Consider the following 13,391-nt stretch of genomic DNA (forward strand, 5'->3'; position numbering starts at 1 on the left):
TGCGGGGGCCCCATCCTGTGCGCCAGGGCGAACTTTGGGCACTCTCCGGCGGCGCCCCCTGCCCGGAAACACACTGTTTCCAGCCGGCCCCCGTCTTCCCCTTGGGCCGGTGCGCCAACTTTGTTAGGCTGCCCCTCATCCCCTGCCCCCATGGGCATCATGACTCAAGAGGAGAAGACCATGACCCAGATAGACAAGCTCGCCTGGTTGGCAATCCGGGATCGCCGCTTGCTGTGCGTGCGCTCCCACGGCAAGACGCTCTTTTATATCCCGGGCGGCAAGCGCGACCCCGGCGAGAGCGATCAGGCGGCGCTGCTGCGGGAGATCACCGAGGAGCTGACCGTGCGCCTCGCCCCCGCCTCCCTGCGCCTGGCAGGGGATTTCGAGGCCCAGGCCGATGGCAAGCAGGCGGGCGTCAGGGTGCGGCTGCGCTGCTTCTTTGGCGAAGGAGAGGGCACGCCCACCCCGGCCGCCGAGATTGCCGAGCTGGCCTGGCTCACGAGCCAGGATAGCCATCGCCTCTCCCCCTCCGCCGCCCTGGTGATGGCCTGGTTGCGGCAGCAGGATCTGATCGACTGACCTTGACCGCCCATCCTGGGCAAGGGCGCGCCTCCCTCGACAAGGGGAAGAGTGGCTTGTTATAACTGGCGTTTCCCGACGCGGCGCGCCATTGCGCGCCCCCAGCCACCACAGCCACCACAGCCACCACAGCCACCACAGCCACCACAGCCAAGGAGAGCATGGATGCCCGACCCCTCCTCAACCAGGACGATGCCTGCCCGGCATAGCCACCCGGCCGCACCCTGCCGCTGCGTGCCCCTGACCACCCTGACCGAATACGAGCCCGCCCTGATCCGGCTGCTGCAGGAGGTGGTCGCCGATGGCGCCTCCATCGGCTTTCTGCCGCCCCTGTCCGAGCAAGCAGCCAGGCGCTATTGGCAAGGGGTCGAGCAGGATCTGCAAGGGGGGCGTCGGCTCTGGCTGGCCCTGGCAGCGGCCGAGCAGGGAGGCGCCGTGCTCGGCACGGTTCAGCTCTCCCTGTGCACCAAGGCCAACGGCCGCCACAGGGCCGAGGTGGAGAAGCTCATGGTCTCCCCCACGGCCCGGGGGCTGGGGACAGGCCGCGCCCTGATGGCCGCCATGGAACAAGGTGCCCGGGAGGCCGGGCGCACCCTGCTGGTGCTGGACACCCGGGTCGGCGACATCGCCTCCCACCTCTACCGCAAGCTGGGCTACCTGGCGGCGGGACAGATCCCGGATTTTGCCATCAATGACGATGGCAGCCTGGCGGCGACCCAGTTCTTCTACAAGCCGCTCTGAGGGGCGAGAAGCCCAAAGGCCCGACGCAACAAGGCCAGCCCCAAGGCTGGCCTTGTGTATTGGCGCACTCACTGCTCAAATGACCCCTTCATCCGAAGACGGCAAGGAGCCCTCATGATATTGGAAGTCGCCCCGCTGCAGATCATCCCGGGCCAGGCTGCCGCCTTCGAGCTGGCATTCGCGCAGGCCCAGCGCATCATCAGCACCCTGCCCGGTTACGCCGGCCACCAGCTGCAACGCTCACTGACCGACTCACACCGCTACCTGCTGCTGGTCAACTGGCAACGGCTCGAGGATCATACCCAGGGCTTTCGCGGCTCCCCCCAGTACCAGGAGTGGAAGGCGCTGCTCCATCACTTCTACGATCCCTTCCCCACCGTGGAGCATTTTCAGGCGGTACAACCTTGATCAGCCAAGGATGAGCTTGGCCGATCACGGATGCCGCATCAGGCCAGCTCGCCAGCCAGGCGCTCGGCCTTGTGGACTATCCGGGGGTCGGTGAAAGCCTCCTGGGCCGCGATCAGCTGCAACTCGTAGGCATCCGCCTGCCAGGTCTGGCGCAGCACCGCATCGACCGCGGCATTGGTGCGCTCGAAGGCGACCACCGCATCAAACCCCGCCTGCAGGTTGGCCAGCATCAGGGCGCTGATGAGATCCCCCACCCCCACCGGCTGGCGGGCAAACTCGTAGAGCGGCCGGGCGATGAGATAATCCCCCTCGGGGGTGGCCAGCAGCATCTCGAAACGGCCGGGATCACTGGCGGCGCGCCCCAGGTGCTTGACCAGCACCATCTTCACCCCCTTGTCCAGCAACTGGTGGGCGGCGGCCCGGGTCTGGGCCAGGGTCGTCAGGCGGCAATCGCACAGGGTTTCCAGCTCCAGCAGGTTGGGGGCCAGGATGTCCGCCACCGGCAGCGCCTGCTCGGTGAGAAAACGGGTCACGCCGGGGGCGACGATGCATCCCTTCTCCGGGTGGCCCATCACGGGATCGCAAAAATAGATGGCCGCCGGATTGGCCGCCTTGACGGCCGCGACCACCGCCAGGATCTCGCTCCCCTGCTCCGCCGATCCCAGGTAGCCGCTCAGTACCGCATCGCAGTGCCCCAGCACCTCGATATCCATCAGCCCCTGGCAAAGGGCGCTGATATGGCCGGCGGGCATCGCCATCCCCTGCCACCCCGCCGCGTACTGGGTGTGATTGGAAAACTGCACCGTATTGACGGGCCAGACCTCCATGCCGAGACGGCGCATGGGAAAGACGGCGGCGCTGTTGCCGGCACAGCCAAATACCACGTGGGACTGGATAGAGAGAATTCGCTTCATGGCAAGACTCGAAGAGAGAGAAGAAGAGGGCGCAATATAACGGATGCAGGGTGCCTGCGGCCAGGGTCTGCGTGCCCGCCAGGGGACGCTCTTGTCTCTGGCGACTATTTATGAGGGCCCGACTCTGTGGTTTAATGGCGCCGCGCGCCCCGGGCGCCCCCTTACCGTCATCAATCGGAACGCTTATGTCCACACAGCAACACAGTGTCGAAACCCTGCTCAATACCGCCCTCGAACTCTTCATGGAGCTCGCCTCCGACAACCTGCCCGAGCACGAGATAGCCCTGTTCAATCAGGCGTTCAACGAGCGCGGCCTGCTGGCCGAGACCGAGCCCGGCGACGACTGGGACGGGGATGTTGGCTTCGAGGTGACGGACGCCGACTACGCCGAGATCTGGGTGGGTCTGGAGAACAGCGAGCAGGAGGTCGAGCACCTGTTCGCCCGCATGCTGATCGCCCGCGCCGTGGACGAGAAGTTCTGCCACATCGAATGGCTGCCTGACTGAGCTCTGGATGAAGCCTCCTCTCTCCCCTGACGCGAGCCTGCCATGCTGAGCTGGTTGTGGCGCATCCTGCTTGGCGCCCTGCTGCTGTCGGTGGCCCTGGTGGCCCTGCTGGGGTGGGTCGATCCCCCCACCTGGAGCTGGCGTATCCAGCGCGCCATCTCGCCGCCGGCCCCCATCAAGCAGGTGATGCACCAATGGGTCAGCCTGGACGCCATCTCCCCCCAACTGCAGCTGGCGGTGGTGGCGGCCGAAGATCAGCATTTTCCCGATCACAACGGCTTTGACATGGCCGCCATCAGCGCGGCCTGGCAGCACAACGAGCAGGGGGGGCGGGTGCGCGGCGCCAGCACCCTCAGCCAGCAGACCGCCAAGAACCTCTTCATGTGGGACGATCGCAGTTTCGTGCGCAAGGGGCTGGAGGCCTGGTTCACCCTGTTGATGGAGCTGGGTTGGGACAAGGCCCGCATCCTGGAGGTCTATCTCAACATCGTCGAGTTCGGCCCCGGCATCTATGGCGCCGAGGCCGCCGCCAGACACTACTTTGGCAAGCCTGCCATACGCCTCACCCGCTATGAGGCCTCCCTGCTGGCGGCGGCGCTGCCCAACCCCTGGCGTTATCGGGTCTCGCCCCCCTCCCCCTATGTGGCCAAGCGGGCGACCTGGATCCGTCGCCAGATGAGTCAGCTGGGTCAGGTCACCCTGAACCGGGTACACGAGGCGAACTGACTTCCCCCGGGGTCGGCTGCGCCGGGCTGGCCGGGCCCAGATGACCACCCACCGTATCCCGATGCAAGGGCAGATAGTGCCACCACCAGGTCTCTCGCCGCCGTCGGACACGCAACCGCTGACTTCGTCTCTTCATCATGCCGCTCCCGAGGGACACATTCTCCGGCTATTACCATAGCGCCAGGGCGACGCGGCAACCAGCATACCGCTGGTCGCCGCCATCTCGCCGCGTCATCATGGCCCCCTTGCCGATGTTCACGCCAACCCGGCGGGCCGCCCATCACAGCCCTGGCGCACTCGCCGCCAGCGCCATTCCTTGTTACAGTAGCGGGTCTCAAGCATCTGGAGTGATCTCATGGAACAACGTACCCCGGATCAGCTGGTCGAATGGGCCTATGATCAGTTTCTCGAACAGGCGGCCGACATGCTGGCCCCCGAACAGATCGTCGACATTACCCTGGAGTTCGAAAAGCGCGGCGCCGTGGAGGCCACACTGCCCAATGCCGACTGGTCCCGCGAGCTGGGGGTACCGGTGGATCTGGAGCGCTGGGCCGAGGTGTGGATAGGGCTGCTCGATCATCAGGAGGAGTTCGAGGTGATCTACGCCAGCTACCTGCTGCCTCGTCAACAGGACGAGCATGAGGTGCATGTGCGCTGGTTTCGTCACGAGCAGGCCTGATCTCCTCCCCTCGGGATCGAAAAAGGGCGCCGCAAGGCGCCCTTTTTGGCTCAGGGGACAGCAAGCCGCCGCTCAGCGAGCGTCTCTGGCCTCGATGGCCCTGACCAGGCAGGCCCGGCACCAACAGGCCGGGGCCTCGCTCATGGCGATCGCGGGCAACTGGCTGCACCAGCAATCGCCGATCCCCTGGCCCGCCGACAGGGCGCAATAGGCGGCTTCCCCGCACCCTGGACACAGATGGGTGCTCGCGGGCAGACCAGTCTCTGTGGATACCTCTGCTTGCGCACCTGTTCCTTGCGTCTGCGGCACCACCCTCATCACCCCCTGGCCTGTCGGCCGGGTCGCCAGGGTGGCCATGATGGCCAGCTGCTGCGCCTGGGTCAGGGTGGACCAGCTCGCTATCTCAGCGAGAGTGCGGCCACAGCCGAGGCAGCTATCTCCCTCCAGCTGGCAGCGTCCCACGCAGGGGCTGGCCATCTCAGTCCTGCTCGCCTTGGGGGGCGGGCTCACCGCTCTGGGCCCCGCCGACCAGCCGGATGCAGTTGGGTTCTATCTCGATCAGTCCCTGCTTGTAGAGGCCACCGATCGCCTTCTTGAAGGTGCCCTTGCTCATGGCCAACAGCTTGTAGATGAGCTCGGGTTCGCTCTTGTCCCCCAGGGCCAGCTCGCCGCCCTGCTTGCGCAGCCGCGCCAGAATGGCAGTGCCGGCATCGTCCATCCGCTCGGTGATCCCCGGCTTTTGCAGGGTCAGATCCAGCTTGCCATCGTCGCGCACCTGCTTGACCCAGGCAGTCTGGGGACGCCCCGTCATCACCCGGCCGAACACCTCGTTCTTGAACAGCATGCCGGGGTAGCGATCGTTGACCACCACCTTGATGCCAAGGGGGGTGTGCTCGCCGGGCAGAGCCGTCACCTGATCACCGACCTGGAAAGGGGGCCGCTCCTGGGAGAGGAAGCGTTCGATGCGGCTGGTCCCCACCATGCGCCCCTCGTTGTCGAGCATCAGGTAGACCAGGTAGACATGGCCCACCAGCATCGGCTTGTTCTGCTCCCGGGTCGGCACGAACAGATCTTTCTTCATGCCCCAGTCGAGGAAGGCGCCGATCTTGTTGGCATTGACCACCTTGAGACCGGCCAGTTGGCCCACCATGGCAAACGGCTTGTCGGTGGTGATCACCGGCTCGCAATCGGCATCCAGATAGAGGAAGACGGCCACCTCATCCCCCTCGGCCACCCCTTCCGGCAGTTGACGCTTGGGCAGCAGCAACTCGCCATACTCGTCCCCGGCGGCGAGCCAGGCGCCCCTCTCTTCGAGTTCGATCACGGTGAGGGTGTTCATCTTGCCAATCTGTATCATGGTGCTCTCTTGTCTCTCGTGTTCACGGACAGTCTGTCCCCGGACCGCGTCCGGCTGGGGACGCATCTTACCGCAAAGGGGCTCCCCCGGCCTAGTCTCTTGCGGGATCAAGGCGCCTTTCTTGCCTTGCCGAAGATACCCTCATCACAGTCGGGATCGTCATGGACATCGCCGCCAAATTGCCGAACATGGCGACCGTTAACCCCACACTTGCTGCATCTGACCCTCTTTTTGGTTAGACTGCGCCGCTATTTTCAGTCGCAACCGGTCCCTGGTACTCAGCCCAGCGGGCCTTTACGCCATCGTCAGAGGAGCCGTGATGAACCCAGCCAACCGCACCCGCCAACTCAATCTCTGGTTGCAGCAACACAGTGGCGAGGAGCTCAGCTACCCGGCCCTGCACGGCTTCCTCTGCGCCCGACTGGTGGGACCGGATGGCCCCGACTGGCAGGCTCCCCTGGTCGGCCTTCTGCCCCGGGATCCCGCGCTGGACGAGCGCAGCGCACAGGCACTGCACCATCTGATCGCCGAGCTGGAAGCCCAGGCAGACGAGGCCCAGCTGGCCCTGCCGAGCCAGTGCCGTCTCCCGAACGAGCAACCCGAGCAGGTGTTCGACATTCACCACCCCCTGGGCCAGTGGAGCCACGGTTTCAGCCTGGGGCTGGCCTGCTGGCCCAAGCCGAAGGATTTGAACGATCCCCTCACCCAGCGCCGCCTGCGCCTGGCCGCCGAGCTCTGCCTGTTTCGGGACTTGCCCCTGGCGCGCATGCTGCATCAGGCGTCGGCGAGCGAGCTGCCCTTCTTCGATTTTTGCAAGCGCCAGCGCCAGCAGATGAAGGGAGCGCTCAATGATCTGCTGCGGATCGAGGGCTGGACGCCACCCGGGGAGGCGCCACAAGAGCAGGAGAGCGAACAGGCCGCCCGCTGGCGGGGCTGGTTCGAACAGGCCAACGCCAGTCGCAGCCCGGGGGAGCGGTTGGTCTGGTTCGAACGTATCATCCAGGATGCCGAGCCGCTGTTCGATGCCCCCTTCTGGCAAGCACTGGATGGCCACGGCTGGAGCGCCAGCGAGGTCCGTCCCCTGCTCGCGGCCAGGGCGGGACGCGCCGATGCCCTGTTCGAGCTGGGGCAACTGCCCCAGGCCCGCCGCGAGTACGAGGCCCTGCTGACCCTGTGCCGCCAGGATGAGCCGGGTTGCCGCTACCCCCTGGCCAGTCTTTACGCCATCTGCCGGGAGTGGGATGCCCTCGCGGCGCTCCTCGCCCGCTTCGACGAAGCCTCCTGCGCCCTGCTCTACAGCCGTGCCCTGCTGCTGTTTGTCCGCCAGGGGGCTGAAGAGGCTGGGCCGGCCCTCGCGGCGGCCCTGGCCTGCAATGCCCATGTCCCGGCCTACCTGCTTGGTCAGCGCAAATTGCCAAGGCAGGCCCCCGGCTACTGGCAGAGCGGCAGCCGGGACGAGGCCGCCAGCTATGCCCTGCAGGGGCGCGCCGCCTGGCTCGCCGAGGGAGCCCTGCTCTGGCTGCGCAAGCGTTGAAGATCCAGGTGGCGCAAGGGGGACATGGCGGGATCCGCCATGGTCGGCAGATGGGACTAACCTTGCAGGAGAAGATTCCCGTTTGAGACGCTAACTCGGGAGGCGGGCCTGTCCGGTCGTGCGCCAGTGCACATTTTTCGGACCCTTGTTCAGACAAAGCTCCTTGAGTTACGTATCATCAGGTTAAAGTATCAAGAGAAACTGCATCCGATGCAGGACAACAGCAGGAGTTCATATGCAAAAACTCATCGGTCTGCTTGCACACTACCCCCCCTATCAGCTGGTGCACGCCGCCGAGATGGTGCGGGAGACCTTCGAGCAGTTCTATCAGGCCCGCTATCAGCTGACCGTACCTCAATGGCGCCTGATGATGGTGCTGGGGCCCAACTACCCCATCAGCCAGAAAGAGCTGGTGGAGGCGAGCGGCATGGACAAGGTGCGCATCTCCCGGGAGATCCATCGCCTCAGCGAGAAAGGCATACTCCAGGCCCAGAGCAGCGAGCAGGACAAGCGGGTCAGCCTGGTTTCCCTCACCGAGCAGGGCGAGGCCCTGTTCGCCCAGCTCAAGAGCGAGGCGAGCAGCTGGCAGCATACCCTGACCGACTATCTGCCTAGCGAGGCGCGCCAAAGCATACGCCAGCATCTGCGGAGCGTGAGCGAGGCCATGGAGCAGCTGCACAAGCTCGACCAGGAGCAACAGCCATGAACCTGCAACGCTTCGAGACCATGGACGTCAACATGCTGCTGAGCCTGGTCAACATGCAGCTGCGGGATCACTACCATGATCTGGACGATCTCTGCCGGGCCCAGGATATCGACAGAGGCGCCCTTGAAGCCCGTCTGGCCAGCGGCGATTTTCACTATCAGCCCCAGCAGAGGCAGTTCCGCTGATAAGGCCCCTTGCTCGCGCGGGCAAACCAGCTCCGCAGGGCGATCGGGATCACAGCCCTGAACGAGCGCAGATCCTGGCGCGAAAAAACTGCTAGGATGAGGCTCTCGTGGGCAGGCCTTCTGGAGGCCATGCCCGAACCGGCGCCATGCGGCTCGATGCACGGAAGCATCAAACTGTCATCTGCGGCGATTAACCTCATTCCTGTCCCACAAGGAGGTACCCCATGATCCCGACCCGACAGGCGAGCCTGATCACCCTCTGTGCCCTGCTGATGATCAGCCTGTTTACCCCCATTCTTCCCGACAGCACGGAGCAGTGGCTCAGCCTGCTGCTCATCGGCTCCCTGGCCGTGGTGCTCCTGCTGGTGGTGGGAGGGTGCCGCCGCTTCATCCTGGAGTAGCCCGCGCCAGCTCGCCCGCTCAGACATCCACACCATGCAGACAAAAAACGCAGCCAGAAGGCTGCGTTTTCGTCATGGGAGCGGGGCGCTGGCTGATCAGCTGGCCAGGGCATCGAGCTGGGACCTGGCCTCTTCGATCCCCTTGGCCTGGGCTTCCGGACCCATGCCCATGCCTTCGGCATAGATGAAGTCCACTTCCTTGATGCCGATGAAGCCGAGCACGGTACGCATGTAGGGGGTCACCAGGTCGGTGGCATTGCCCACGTGCATGCCGCCACGGGGGCTGACCACCAGGGCGCGGGTGTTCTCCACCAGGCCGACCGGACCGGTCTCGGTGTAGCGGAAGGTGACACCGGCACGGGCAATCAGGTCAATCCAGTTCTTCAGCTGGGTCGGAATGTTGAAGTTGTACATGGGGGCCGCGATGATCACCAGGTCGCTCCCCTTGAGCTCGGCGATCAGTTCGTCGGACTGGGCCAGCACGGCCAGCTGACGCTCGTTCAGGTTCTCGCCGCCGCGCAGGCCCATGGCCAGCTCGCCGTCCAGCACCGGCAGGTTCAGGGTCGCCAGGTCACGTACCGTGACGCTGTCACCCTGGCGCTCGGCTAGGTAGCCGTCGATCAGGGCGTTGGATTGGGAATACTGGCCCAGGATGCTGGACTTGAGAACGAGGATATTGGCCATGGTACACTCCATTTGCTTGTTAGTTGAACAGCCAGGCTGTCGATGGAGGTCACTATAAACACTGCGTTTGGGGCCTGATAGCGAAAATAGATGCTCAAGTCATTCAAAATTTTTGATGCCTGTGCATTTCCTCGGCACAAAGGGTCTCATCAAACTCCACGCCCTTGGCATGACAAACGATTGCCGTTATGATCCGCCGCACTTTTTGTACGTGATCCGGATCCCATGTCCTCTTCCCGCAGGCACTCCCCCTTTGCCGGCGCCGTCTGGATGATGGTGGCAGGCCTCTGCTTCGCCGCCGTCAACAGCCTGAGCCAGTATGTCAGCTTCACGCTTGGCCTTCCCTCGACCCAGGTCGCCTTTCACCAGTATCTGATCGCCCTGGTCTGCCTGCTGCCCTGGCTCGTTCGCCACGGTCTGCGCCAGTCCCTGATGACCAACCAGTTGCGCCTGCACCTGCTGCGGGTCGCCCTGGCGGTCATCGGCATCCAGTTCTGGCTCTGGGCCCTGGCGGTCCCCGTCCCCATCTGGCAGGGGATAGCGCTTTTGATGACCTCCCCCCTGTTTGCCACCCTGGGCTCTGCCCTCTTTCTCAAAGAGCAGGTGAGCCGGGCCCGCATCCTCGCCACCCTGGCGGGCTTTGTCGGCGCCATGCTGATCCTGGCCCCCTGGACCGATGACTTCAGCTGGGCCTCATTGCTGCCGGTGGCGGCCGCCCTCTTCTGGGCAGGCTACTCCCTGCTGGTGCGCTATCAGGCGGCGAGCGAGTCGTCCCACACCATCGTCGTCTACCTGCTCATCTTCAGCACCCCGTTCAACGCCATGCTGGCGATCCCCGAATGGCAGTGGCCGAGCGAAACCCAATGGCTGCTGGTGGCGGCCTCGGGCGTGCTGTCGGCCCTGGCCCAGATGTCCATCGCCCGCGCCTACAGCGTGGCGGAGGCCTCCTTCGTCCAACCCTTCGATTTTGCCAAGCTGCCCATGAACGTGCTGGCCGGCTGGCTGGTATTTGGCTGGGCGCCCCCCGGCCGATTGTGGCTGGGGGCCGCCATCATCATAGGCGCCATCACCCTGCTCACCCATCTGGAGCAGCGCGCCCACAAACCCGTTTCCTGAGGTACGCCATGCGTGCCTCTTTTTTTGCTCACCCGGATCAGCCCTGCTGACCACCGACCTCAGGAGAGATCAGATGTTTGGAACCGCCACCCGCCCCACTGCGACCCGTGCCCTGCTGCTGGGCTCAGGCGAACTCGGCAAGGAGGTCGCCATCGAGCTGCAGCGGCTCGGTATCGAGGTGATCGCCGCCGACCGCTACCCCCATGCTCCCGCCATGCAGGTGGCCCACCAGGCCCGCGTGCTGGACATGCTCGATGGCGCCGCCCTGCGCGCCCTGGTGACCGAGATCAAGCCCGACCTCATCATCCCCGAGATTGAAGCCATCGCCACCGATACCCTGGCAGAGCTTGAGCAGGAAGGGGTCAGGGTGGTGCCCAATGCCCGTGCTACCCAGCTCACCATGAACCGGGAGGGGATCCGTCGTCTCGCCGCCGAAGAGCTGGGCCTTCCCACCTCTGCCTACCGCTTTGCCCAGAGCAAGGAGGAGTTTGTGGCCGCCGTCGAGGCCATCGGCCTGCCCTGCGTGGTGAAACCCGTGATGAGCTCGTCGGGCAAGGGGCAGAGCCTTCTGCGCGATCTTGCCAGGCTGGACGAGAGCTGGACCTATGCCCAGGAGGGGGGCCGCGCCGGCCGTGGCAAGGTGATTGTCGAGGGGTTCGTACCTTTCGAATACGAGATCACCCTGCTCACGGTGCGCGCCGTCGATGGCATCCACTTCTGCGAGCCTATCGGCCATCGCCAGGAGGATGGCGACTACCGCGAATCCTGGCAGCCCCAGGTCATGAGCGAGCTGGCCCTGGCCCGTGCCAAGGAGGTGGCGGCCAAGGTGGTCGAGGCCCTTGGCGGCTACGGTTTGTTCGGGGTCGAGCTCTTCATCCGGGGTGACGAGGTGTGGTTCAGCGAAGTCTCTCCCCGCCCCCATGACACCGGCATGGTGACCCTGATCTCCCAGGATCTCTCCGAGTTCGCCCTGCACGTGCGTGCCATCCTGGGGCTGCCCGTCGGCACCATCACCCAGTACGGCCCGAGCGCCTCTGCCGTGGTGTTGCAAGAAGGCCACAGCCAGAACATCCGCTATCAGGGGATTGGCGAGGCACTGGCCCTGGTGCCGGGCGCCCAGCTGCGCCTCTTCGGCAAGCCGGAGATCGCAGGTCGCCGTCGTCTCGGGGTGGCGCTCGCCCGTGGGCTGGATTGCCAGGAAGCCGTGGAGCAGGCCAAGACGGTGGCAGCCCGGGTCGAGGTACTCTTCTAGGCAATCCGCTTTACCACGCAAAAACAAACGTTTATCTGCGTGATCCGGCGCAAGGGGCAGGTGACTGCCCCTTTCCCATGGAAGCGCCGGGCTTATAATCCCCCCTTCACCTATGTCAGGAGTACAAGATGTTAACTGCCGTGATCTTCGATATGGATGGTGTTCTGATCGACTCGGAACCCTTCTGGCAACGGGCCCAGATGGCCGTCTTCGCCGAGCTGGGCCACTTCCACACCGAGGAAGACTGCAACTCCACCATAGGGGTGCGCATCGATCAGCTGGTGGCCCACTGGTACCGGATCCGCCCCTGGAGCAGCCCGACCCAGGAAGAGGTGGTACAGCGCATTCTGGTTCAGGTGATAGCGCTCATCCTGCAAGAGGGGCAGCCCAAGGCCGGGGTGCTGGAAGCCCTCGACCTCATCGAGGCCCGTGGCCTCAAGATTGGCCTGGCCACCTCCTCCCCCTTTGCCATGGTGGAGGCGGTGCTCGGCAAACTCGGCATCCAGGATCGCTTCATGGCGGTGCACTCCGCCGAGGTGGAGCGCTTTGGCAAGCCCCACCCGGATGTCTATATCCACGCCGCCGAGAAGCTCGGCGTCGAGCCTGTACACTGTCTGGCCATCGAGGACAGCTTCACCGGCCTGCTGGCGGCCAAGGCGGCCTCCATGCAGGCGCTGATCGTGCCGGACCCGGCTCTGGTGGGCGATCCCCGTCTGGCCATCGCCGATCACCAGCTGCGCTCTCTTGCCGAGCTGGATGCGGACATGCTGGCCCGCTGGCTCAAATAGACAAGCAACCACCGCTCGCTCCATCAATCCGCCCGGCAGGCGATCCCCGTCTGGCCATCAGCGCCCTGGCGCGAGCGCAGCCCCTTGTCGGCCTGGCCCTGCGCAAAGGTGCGCTGGCTCCCGGTATGATGACGTCACACTAGCTAGACTCTGGGATATGGCCATGTACCCTTGGCCTTCGGGAGGTCACCATGATCGACTACATCAGCAAGCGTATCGTCTGCCCCCACTGCGGCCACCACACCCGGGTCGAGCTGGATGCGAGCCAGGGGGATCAGGAGTTTTACGAGGACTGCATGGCCTGTTGCAACCCCATCCATCTGAGATTGCACCGGGACGAGGTGCGCGACTGTCTGCAGCTGTTTGTGGATGCCGACGACGAGCAGATGTTCTGAATCGCCCTGCCCAGACACAGACAAAAACAAGCGGGACCCACAGGGTCCCGCTTGTTTTTGTGCCATCGTCAGCTTGGGTCACCCCTCCCTCAAACACGCCGCATTCGCCGACGTCACGGTCGGAACAAACTCCACCACCTGATAGTCGGCCGCCTCTGCCTGCTTGAAGGGATCCTCTGCCAGTATCGCCTCCAGGGCGTCTCGGCTCACTCCCTGCGCCAGTATGACGCCCCCGACCCGGGGTACCCGACGCCCGGACGCCAGAAAATGGCCTGCGGCATACTGCCGCTCCAGCCACGCAATGTGGGCCGGTATCAGGGCATCGATCTCATCCAGTGGTTTTACATAGGTCAATGTCACGACAAACATAGGGAAGTCTCCAAGGCTCAAAGGCGGTGCCTCTTCCACAAGAGGGCGCCT

At 64.7% G+C, this 13,391-nt stretch carries 19 protein-coding genes; 14 read left to right on the forward strand and 5 right to left on the reverse strand.

Annotation, left to right across the window (positions count from 1 at the left end):
• Positions 1–180: 180 nt before the first annotated feature.
• From ACEUCR_RS01980 to ACEUCR_RS01990, 3 genes are all read left to right on the forward strand, one after another.
• The gene (locus tag ACEUCR_RS01980) at positions 181–579 is read left to right on the forward strand and encodes an NUDIX hydrolase (protein WP_392442768.1); all 399 of its coding nucleotides are present in this window, start codon (positions 181–183) and stop codon (positions 577–579) included.
• Positions 580–771: 192 nt separating this feature from the next.
• On the forward strand, positions 772–1,320 hold the full coding sequence (locus tag ACEUCR_RS01985) for a GNAT family N-acetyltransferase (RefSeq protein ID WP_408789016.1): 549 nt from the start codon (positions 772–774) through the stop codon (positions 1,318–1,320).
• 114 nt (positions 1,321–1,434) lie between these two features.
• Positions 1,435–1,728 (forward strand): antibiotic biosynthesis monooxygenase family protein, encoded by a 294-nt coding sequence (locus ACEUCR_RS01990; RefSeq protein ID WP_408787742.1) that lies wholly within the window; start codon positions 1,435–1,437, stop codon positions 1,726–1,728.
• Positions 1,729–1,766: 38 nt separating this feature from the next.
• On the opposite strand, the gene pdxY is transcribed toward ACEUCR_RS01990, so the two are convergent.
• The gene (gene pdxY, locus ACEUCR_RS01995; RefSeq protein WP_408787745.1) at positions 1,767–2,642 is read right to left on the reverse strand and encodes a pyridoxal kinase PdxY; all 876 of its coding nucleotides are present in this window, start codon (positions 2,640–2,642) and stop codon (positions 1,767–1,769) included.
• Positions 2,643–2,827: 185 nt separating this feature from the next.
• Here pdxY and ACEUCR_RS02000 point away from each other — a divergent pair, with 185 nt between their 5' ends.
• The 3 genes from ACEUCR_RS02000 to ACEUCR_RS02010 all read left to right on the forward strand — a co-directional run bounded on the left by ACEUCR_RS02000 (position 2,828) and on the right by ACEUCR_RS02010 (position 4,553).
• A complete protein-coding gene (locus ACEUCR_RS02000; protein ID WP_041998547.1) occupies positions 2,828–3,148 on the forward strand; it encodes an HI1450 family dsDNA-mimic protein in 321 nt (106 codons plus the stop codon).
• 42 nt (positions 3,149–3,190) lie between these two features.
• A complete protein-coding gene (gene mtgA / locus ACEUCR_RS02005) occupies positions 3,191–3,874 on the forward strand; it encodes a monofunctional biosynthetic peptidoglycan transglycosylase (protein ID WP_041998549.1) in 684 nt (227 codons plus the stop codon).
• A 355-nt stretch (positions 3,875–4,229) separates the two neighbouring features.
• Positions 4,230–4,553 (forward strand): HI1450 family dsDNA-mimic protein, encoded by a 324-nt coding sequence (locus ACEUCR_RS02010; RefSeq protein ID WP_041998552.1) that lies wholly within the window; start codon positions 4,230–4,232, stop codon positions 4,551–4,553.
• A gap of 72 nt (positions 4,554–4,625) precedes the next feature.
• Here ACEUCR_RS02010 and ACEUCR_RS02015 read toward each other — a convergent pair whose 3' ends face one another.
• Together ACEUCR_RS02015 and ACEUCR_RS02020 are read right to left on the reverse strand one after the other, a co-directional pair.
• Positions 4,626–5,030: a DUF1289 domain-containing protein gene (locus ACEUCR_RS02015; RefSeq protein ID WP_408787747.1), complete on the reverse strand. Its 405-nt coding sequence runs from the start codon at positions 5,028–5,030 to the stop codon at positions 4,626–4,628.
• Position 5,031: 1 nt separating this feature from the next.
• Positions 5,032–5,976, reverse strand: a complete 945-nt coding sequence (locus ACEUCR_RS02020) for a CvfB family protein (RefSeq protein ID WP_408787750.1) — start codon at positions 5,974–5,976, stop codon at positions 5,032–5,034.
• Positions 5,977–6,229: 253 nt separating this feature from the next.
• Between ACEUCR_RS02020 and ACEUCR_RS02025 the strand changes: the two genes are divergently transcribed.
• The 4 genes from ACEUCR_RS02025 to ACEUCR_RS02040 all read left to right on the forward strand — a co-directional run bounded on the left by ACEUCR_RS02025 (position 6,230) and on the right by ACEUCR_RS02040 (position 8,736).
• The gene (locus ACEUCR_RS02025; protein ID WP_408787752.1) at positions 6,230–7,444 is read left to right on the forward strand and encodes a UPF0149 family protein; all 1,215 of its coding nucleotides are present in this window, start codon (positions 6,230–6,232) and stop codon (positions 7,442–7,444) included.
• A gap of 235 nt (positions 7,445–7,679) precedes the next feature.
• Positions 7,680–8,150, forward strand: coding sequence for a MarR family winged helix-turn-helix transcriptional regulator (locus ACEUCR_RS02030; RefSeq protein WP_408787755.1), 471 nt, complete (start codon positions 7,680–7,682; stop codon positions 8,148–8,150).
• Complete coding sequence (locus ACEUCR_RS02035; protein ID WP_041998566.1) at positions 8,147–8,335, forward strand: DUF4250 domain-containing protein; 189 nt, start codon at positions 8,147–8,149, stop codon at positions 8,333–8,335. Before ACEUCR_RS02030 ends, ACEUCR_RS02035 begins: the two co-directional genes overlap by 4 nt.
• Positions 8,336–8,559: 224 nt before the next feature.
• Entirely contained in the window at positions 8,560–8,736 is a 177-nt protein-coding gene (locus ACEUCR_RS02040) for a hypothetical protein (protein ID WP_084205461.1), read from the forward strand.
• Between the two features lie 96 nt (positions 8,737–8,832).
• On the opposite strand, the gene ACEUCR_RS02045 is transcribed toward ACEUCR_RS02040, so the two are convergent.
• A complete protein-coding gene (locus ACEUCR_RS02045) occupies positions 8,833–9,420 on the reverse strand; it encodes an FMN-dependent NADH-azoreductase (RefSeq protein WP_392442747.1) in 588 nt (195 codons plus the stop codon).
• 225 nt (positions 9,421–9,645) lie between these two features.
• Between ACEUCR_RS02045 and ACEUCR_RS02050 the strand changes: the two genes are divergently transcribed.
• The 4 genes from ACEUCR_RS02050 to ACEUCR_RS02065 all read left to right on the forward strand — a co-directional run bounded on the left by ACEUCR_RS02050 (position 9,646) and on the right by ACEUCR_RS02065 (position 12,971).
• Positions 9,646–10,536 (forward strand): DMT family transporter, encoded by an 891-nt coding sequence (locus ACEUCR_RS02050; RefSeq protein ID WP_041998572.1) that lies wholly within the window; start codon positions 9,646–9,648, stop codon positions 10,534–10,536.
• Positions 10,537–10,609: 73 nt separating this feature from the next.
• Entirely contained in the window at positions 10,610–11,788 is a 1,179-nt protein-coding gene (purT, locus tag ACEUCR_RS02055; protein WP_408787758.1) for a formate-dependent phosphoribosylglycinamide formyltransferase, read from the forward strand.
• Positions 11,789–11,916: 128 nt separating this feature from the next.
• Positions 11,917–12,576, forward strand: coding sequence for a hexitol phosphatase HxpB (gene hxpB, locus ACEUCR_RS02060; protein ID WP_408787761.1), 660 nt, complete (start codon positions 11,917–11,919; stop codon positions 12,574–12,576).
• Positions 12,577–12,767: 191 nt separating this feature from the next.
• On the forward strand, positions 12,768–12,971 hold the full coding sequence (locus tag ACEUCR_RS02065; protein ID WP_041998580.1) for a CPXCG motif-containing cysteine-rich protein: 204 nt from the start codon (positions 12,768–12,770) through the stop codon (positions 12,969–12,971).
• Positions 12,972–13,049: 78 nt separating this feature from the next.
• Here the strand turns inward: ACEUCR_RS02065 and ACEUCR_RS02070 are convergent, their stop codons facing one another.
• Positions 13,050–13,340, reverse strand: coding sequence for a YciI family protein (locus ACEUCR_RS02070; RefSeq protein WP_408787763.1), 291 nt, complete (start codon positions 13,338–13,340; stop codon positions 13,050–13,052).
• Between the last annotated feature and the right edge of the window lie 51 nt (positions 13,341–13,391).

The sequence above is a fragment of the Aeromonas bivalvium genome, assembly GCF_046078285.1.
Taxonomy (GTDB): domain Bacteria; phylum Pseudomonadota; class Gammaproteobacteria; order Enterobacterales; family Aeromonadaceae; genus Aeromonas; species Aeromonas bivalvium.

Excerpts from the sequence above, each read along its gene's own strand:
- ACEUCR_RS01980 (WP_392442768.1), top strand. The coding sequence starts at position 181 with ATGACCCAGATAGACAAGCTCGCCTGGTTGGCAATCCGGGATCGCCGC.
- ACEUCR_RS01985 (WP_408789016.1), top strand. The coding sequence starts at position 772 with ATGCCTGCCCGGCATAGCCACCCGGCCGCACCCTGCCGCTGCGTGCCC.
- ACEUCR_RS01990 (WP_408787742.1), top strand. The coding sequence starts at position 1,435 with ATGATATTGGAAGTCGCCCCGCTGCAGATCATCCCGGGCCAGGCTGCC.
- pdxY (WP_408787745.1), bottom strand. The coding sequence starts at position 2,642 with ATGAAGCGAATTCTCTCTATCCAGTCCCACGTGGTATTTGGCTGTGCC.
- ACEUCR_RS02000 (WP_041998547.1), top strand. The coding sequence starts at position 2,828 with ATGTCCACACAGCAACACAGTGTCGAAACCCTGCTCAATACCGCCCTC.
- mtgA (WP_041998549.1), top strand. The coding sequence starts at position 3,191 with ATGCTGAGCTGGTTGTGGCGCATCCTGCTTGGCGCCCTGCTGCTGTCG.
- ACEUCR_RS02010 (WP_041998552.1), top strand. The coding sequence starts at position 4,230 with ATGGAACAACGTACCCCGGATCAGCTGGTCGAATGGGCCTATGATCAG.
- ACEUCR_RS02015 (WP_408787747.1), bottom strand. The coding sequence starts at position 5,030 with ATGGCCAGCCCCTGCGTGGGACGCTGCCAGCTGGAGGGAGATAGCTGC.
- ACEUCR_RS02020 (WP_408787750.1), bottom strand. The coding sequence starts at position 5,976 with ATGCGTCCCCAGCCGGACGCGGTCCGGGGACAGACTGTCCGTGAACAC.
- ACEUCR_RS02025 (WP_408787752.1), top strand. The coding sequence starts at position 6,230 with ATGAACCCAGCCAACCGCACCCGCCAACTCAATCTCTGGTTGCAGCAA.
- ACEUCR_RS02030 (WP_408787755.1), top strand. The coding sequence starts at position 7,680 with ATGCAAAAACTCATCGGTCTGCTTGCACACTACCCCCCCTATCAGCTG.
- ACEUCR_RS02035 (WP_041998566.1), top strand. The coding sequence starts at position 8,147 with ATGAACCTGCAACGCTTCGAGACCATGGACGTCAACATGCTGCTGAGC.
- ACEUCR_RS02040 (WP_084205461.1), top strand. The coding sequence starts at position 8,560 with ATGATCCCGACCCGACAGGCGAGCCTGATCACCCTCTGTGCCCTGCTG.
- ACEUCR_RS02045 (WP_392442747.1), bottom strand. The coding sequence starts at position 9,420 with ATGGCCAATATCCTCGTTCTCAAGTCCAGCATCCTGGGCCAGTATTCC.
- ACEUCR_RS02050 (WP_041998572.1), top strand. The coding sequence starts at position 9,646 with ATGTCCTCTTCCCGCAGGCACTCCCCCTTTGCCGGCGCCGTCTGGATG.
- purT (WP_408787758.1), top strand. The coding sequence starts at position 10,610 with ATGTTTGGAACCGCCACCCGCCCCACTGCGACCCGTGCCCTGCTGCTG.
- hxpB (WP_408787761.1), top strand. The coding sequence starts at position 11,917 with ATGTTAACTGCCGTGATCTTCGATATGGATGGTGTTCTGATCGACTCG.
- ACEUCR_RS02065 (WP_041998580.1), top strand. The coding sequence starts at position 12,768 with ATGATCGACTACATCAGCAAGCGTATCGTCTGCCCCCACTGCGGCCAC.
- ACEUCR_RS02070 (WP_408787763.1), bottom strand. The coding sequence starts at position 13,340 with ATGTTTGTCGTGACATTGACCTATGTAAAACCACTGGATGAGATCGAT.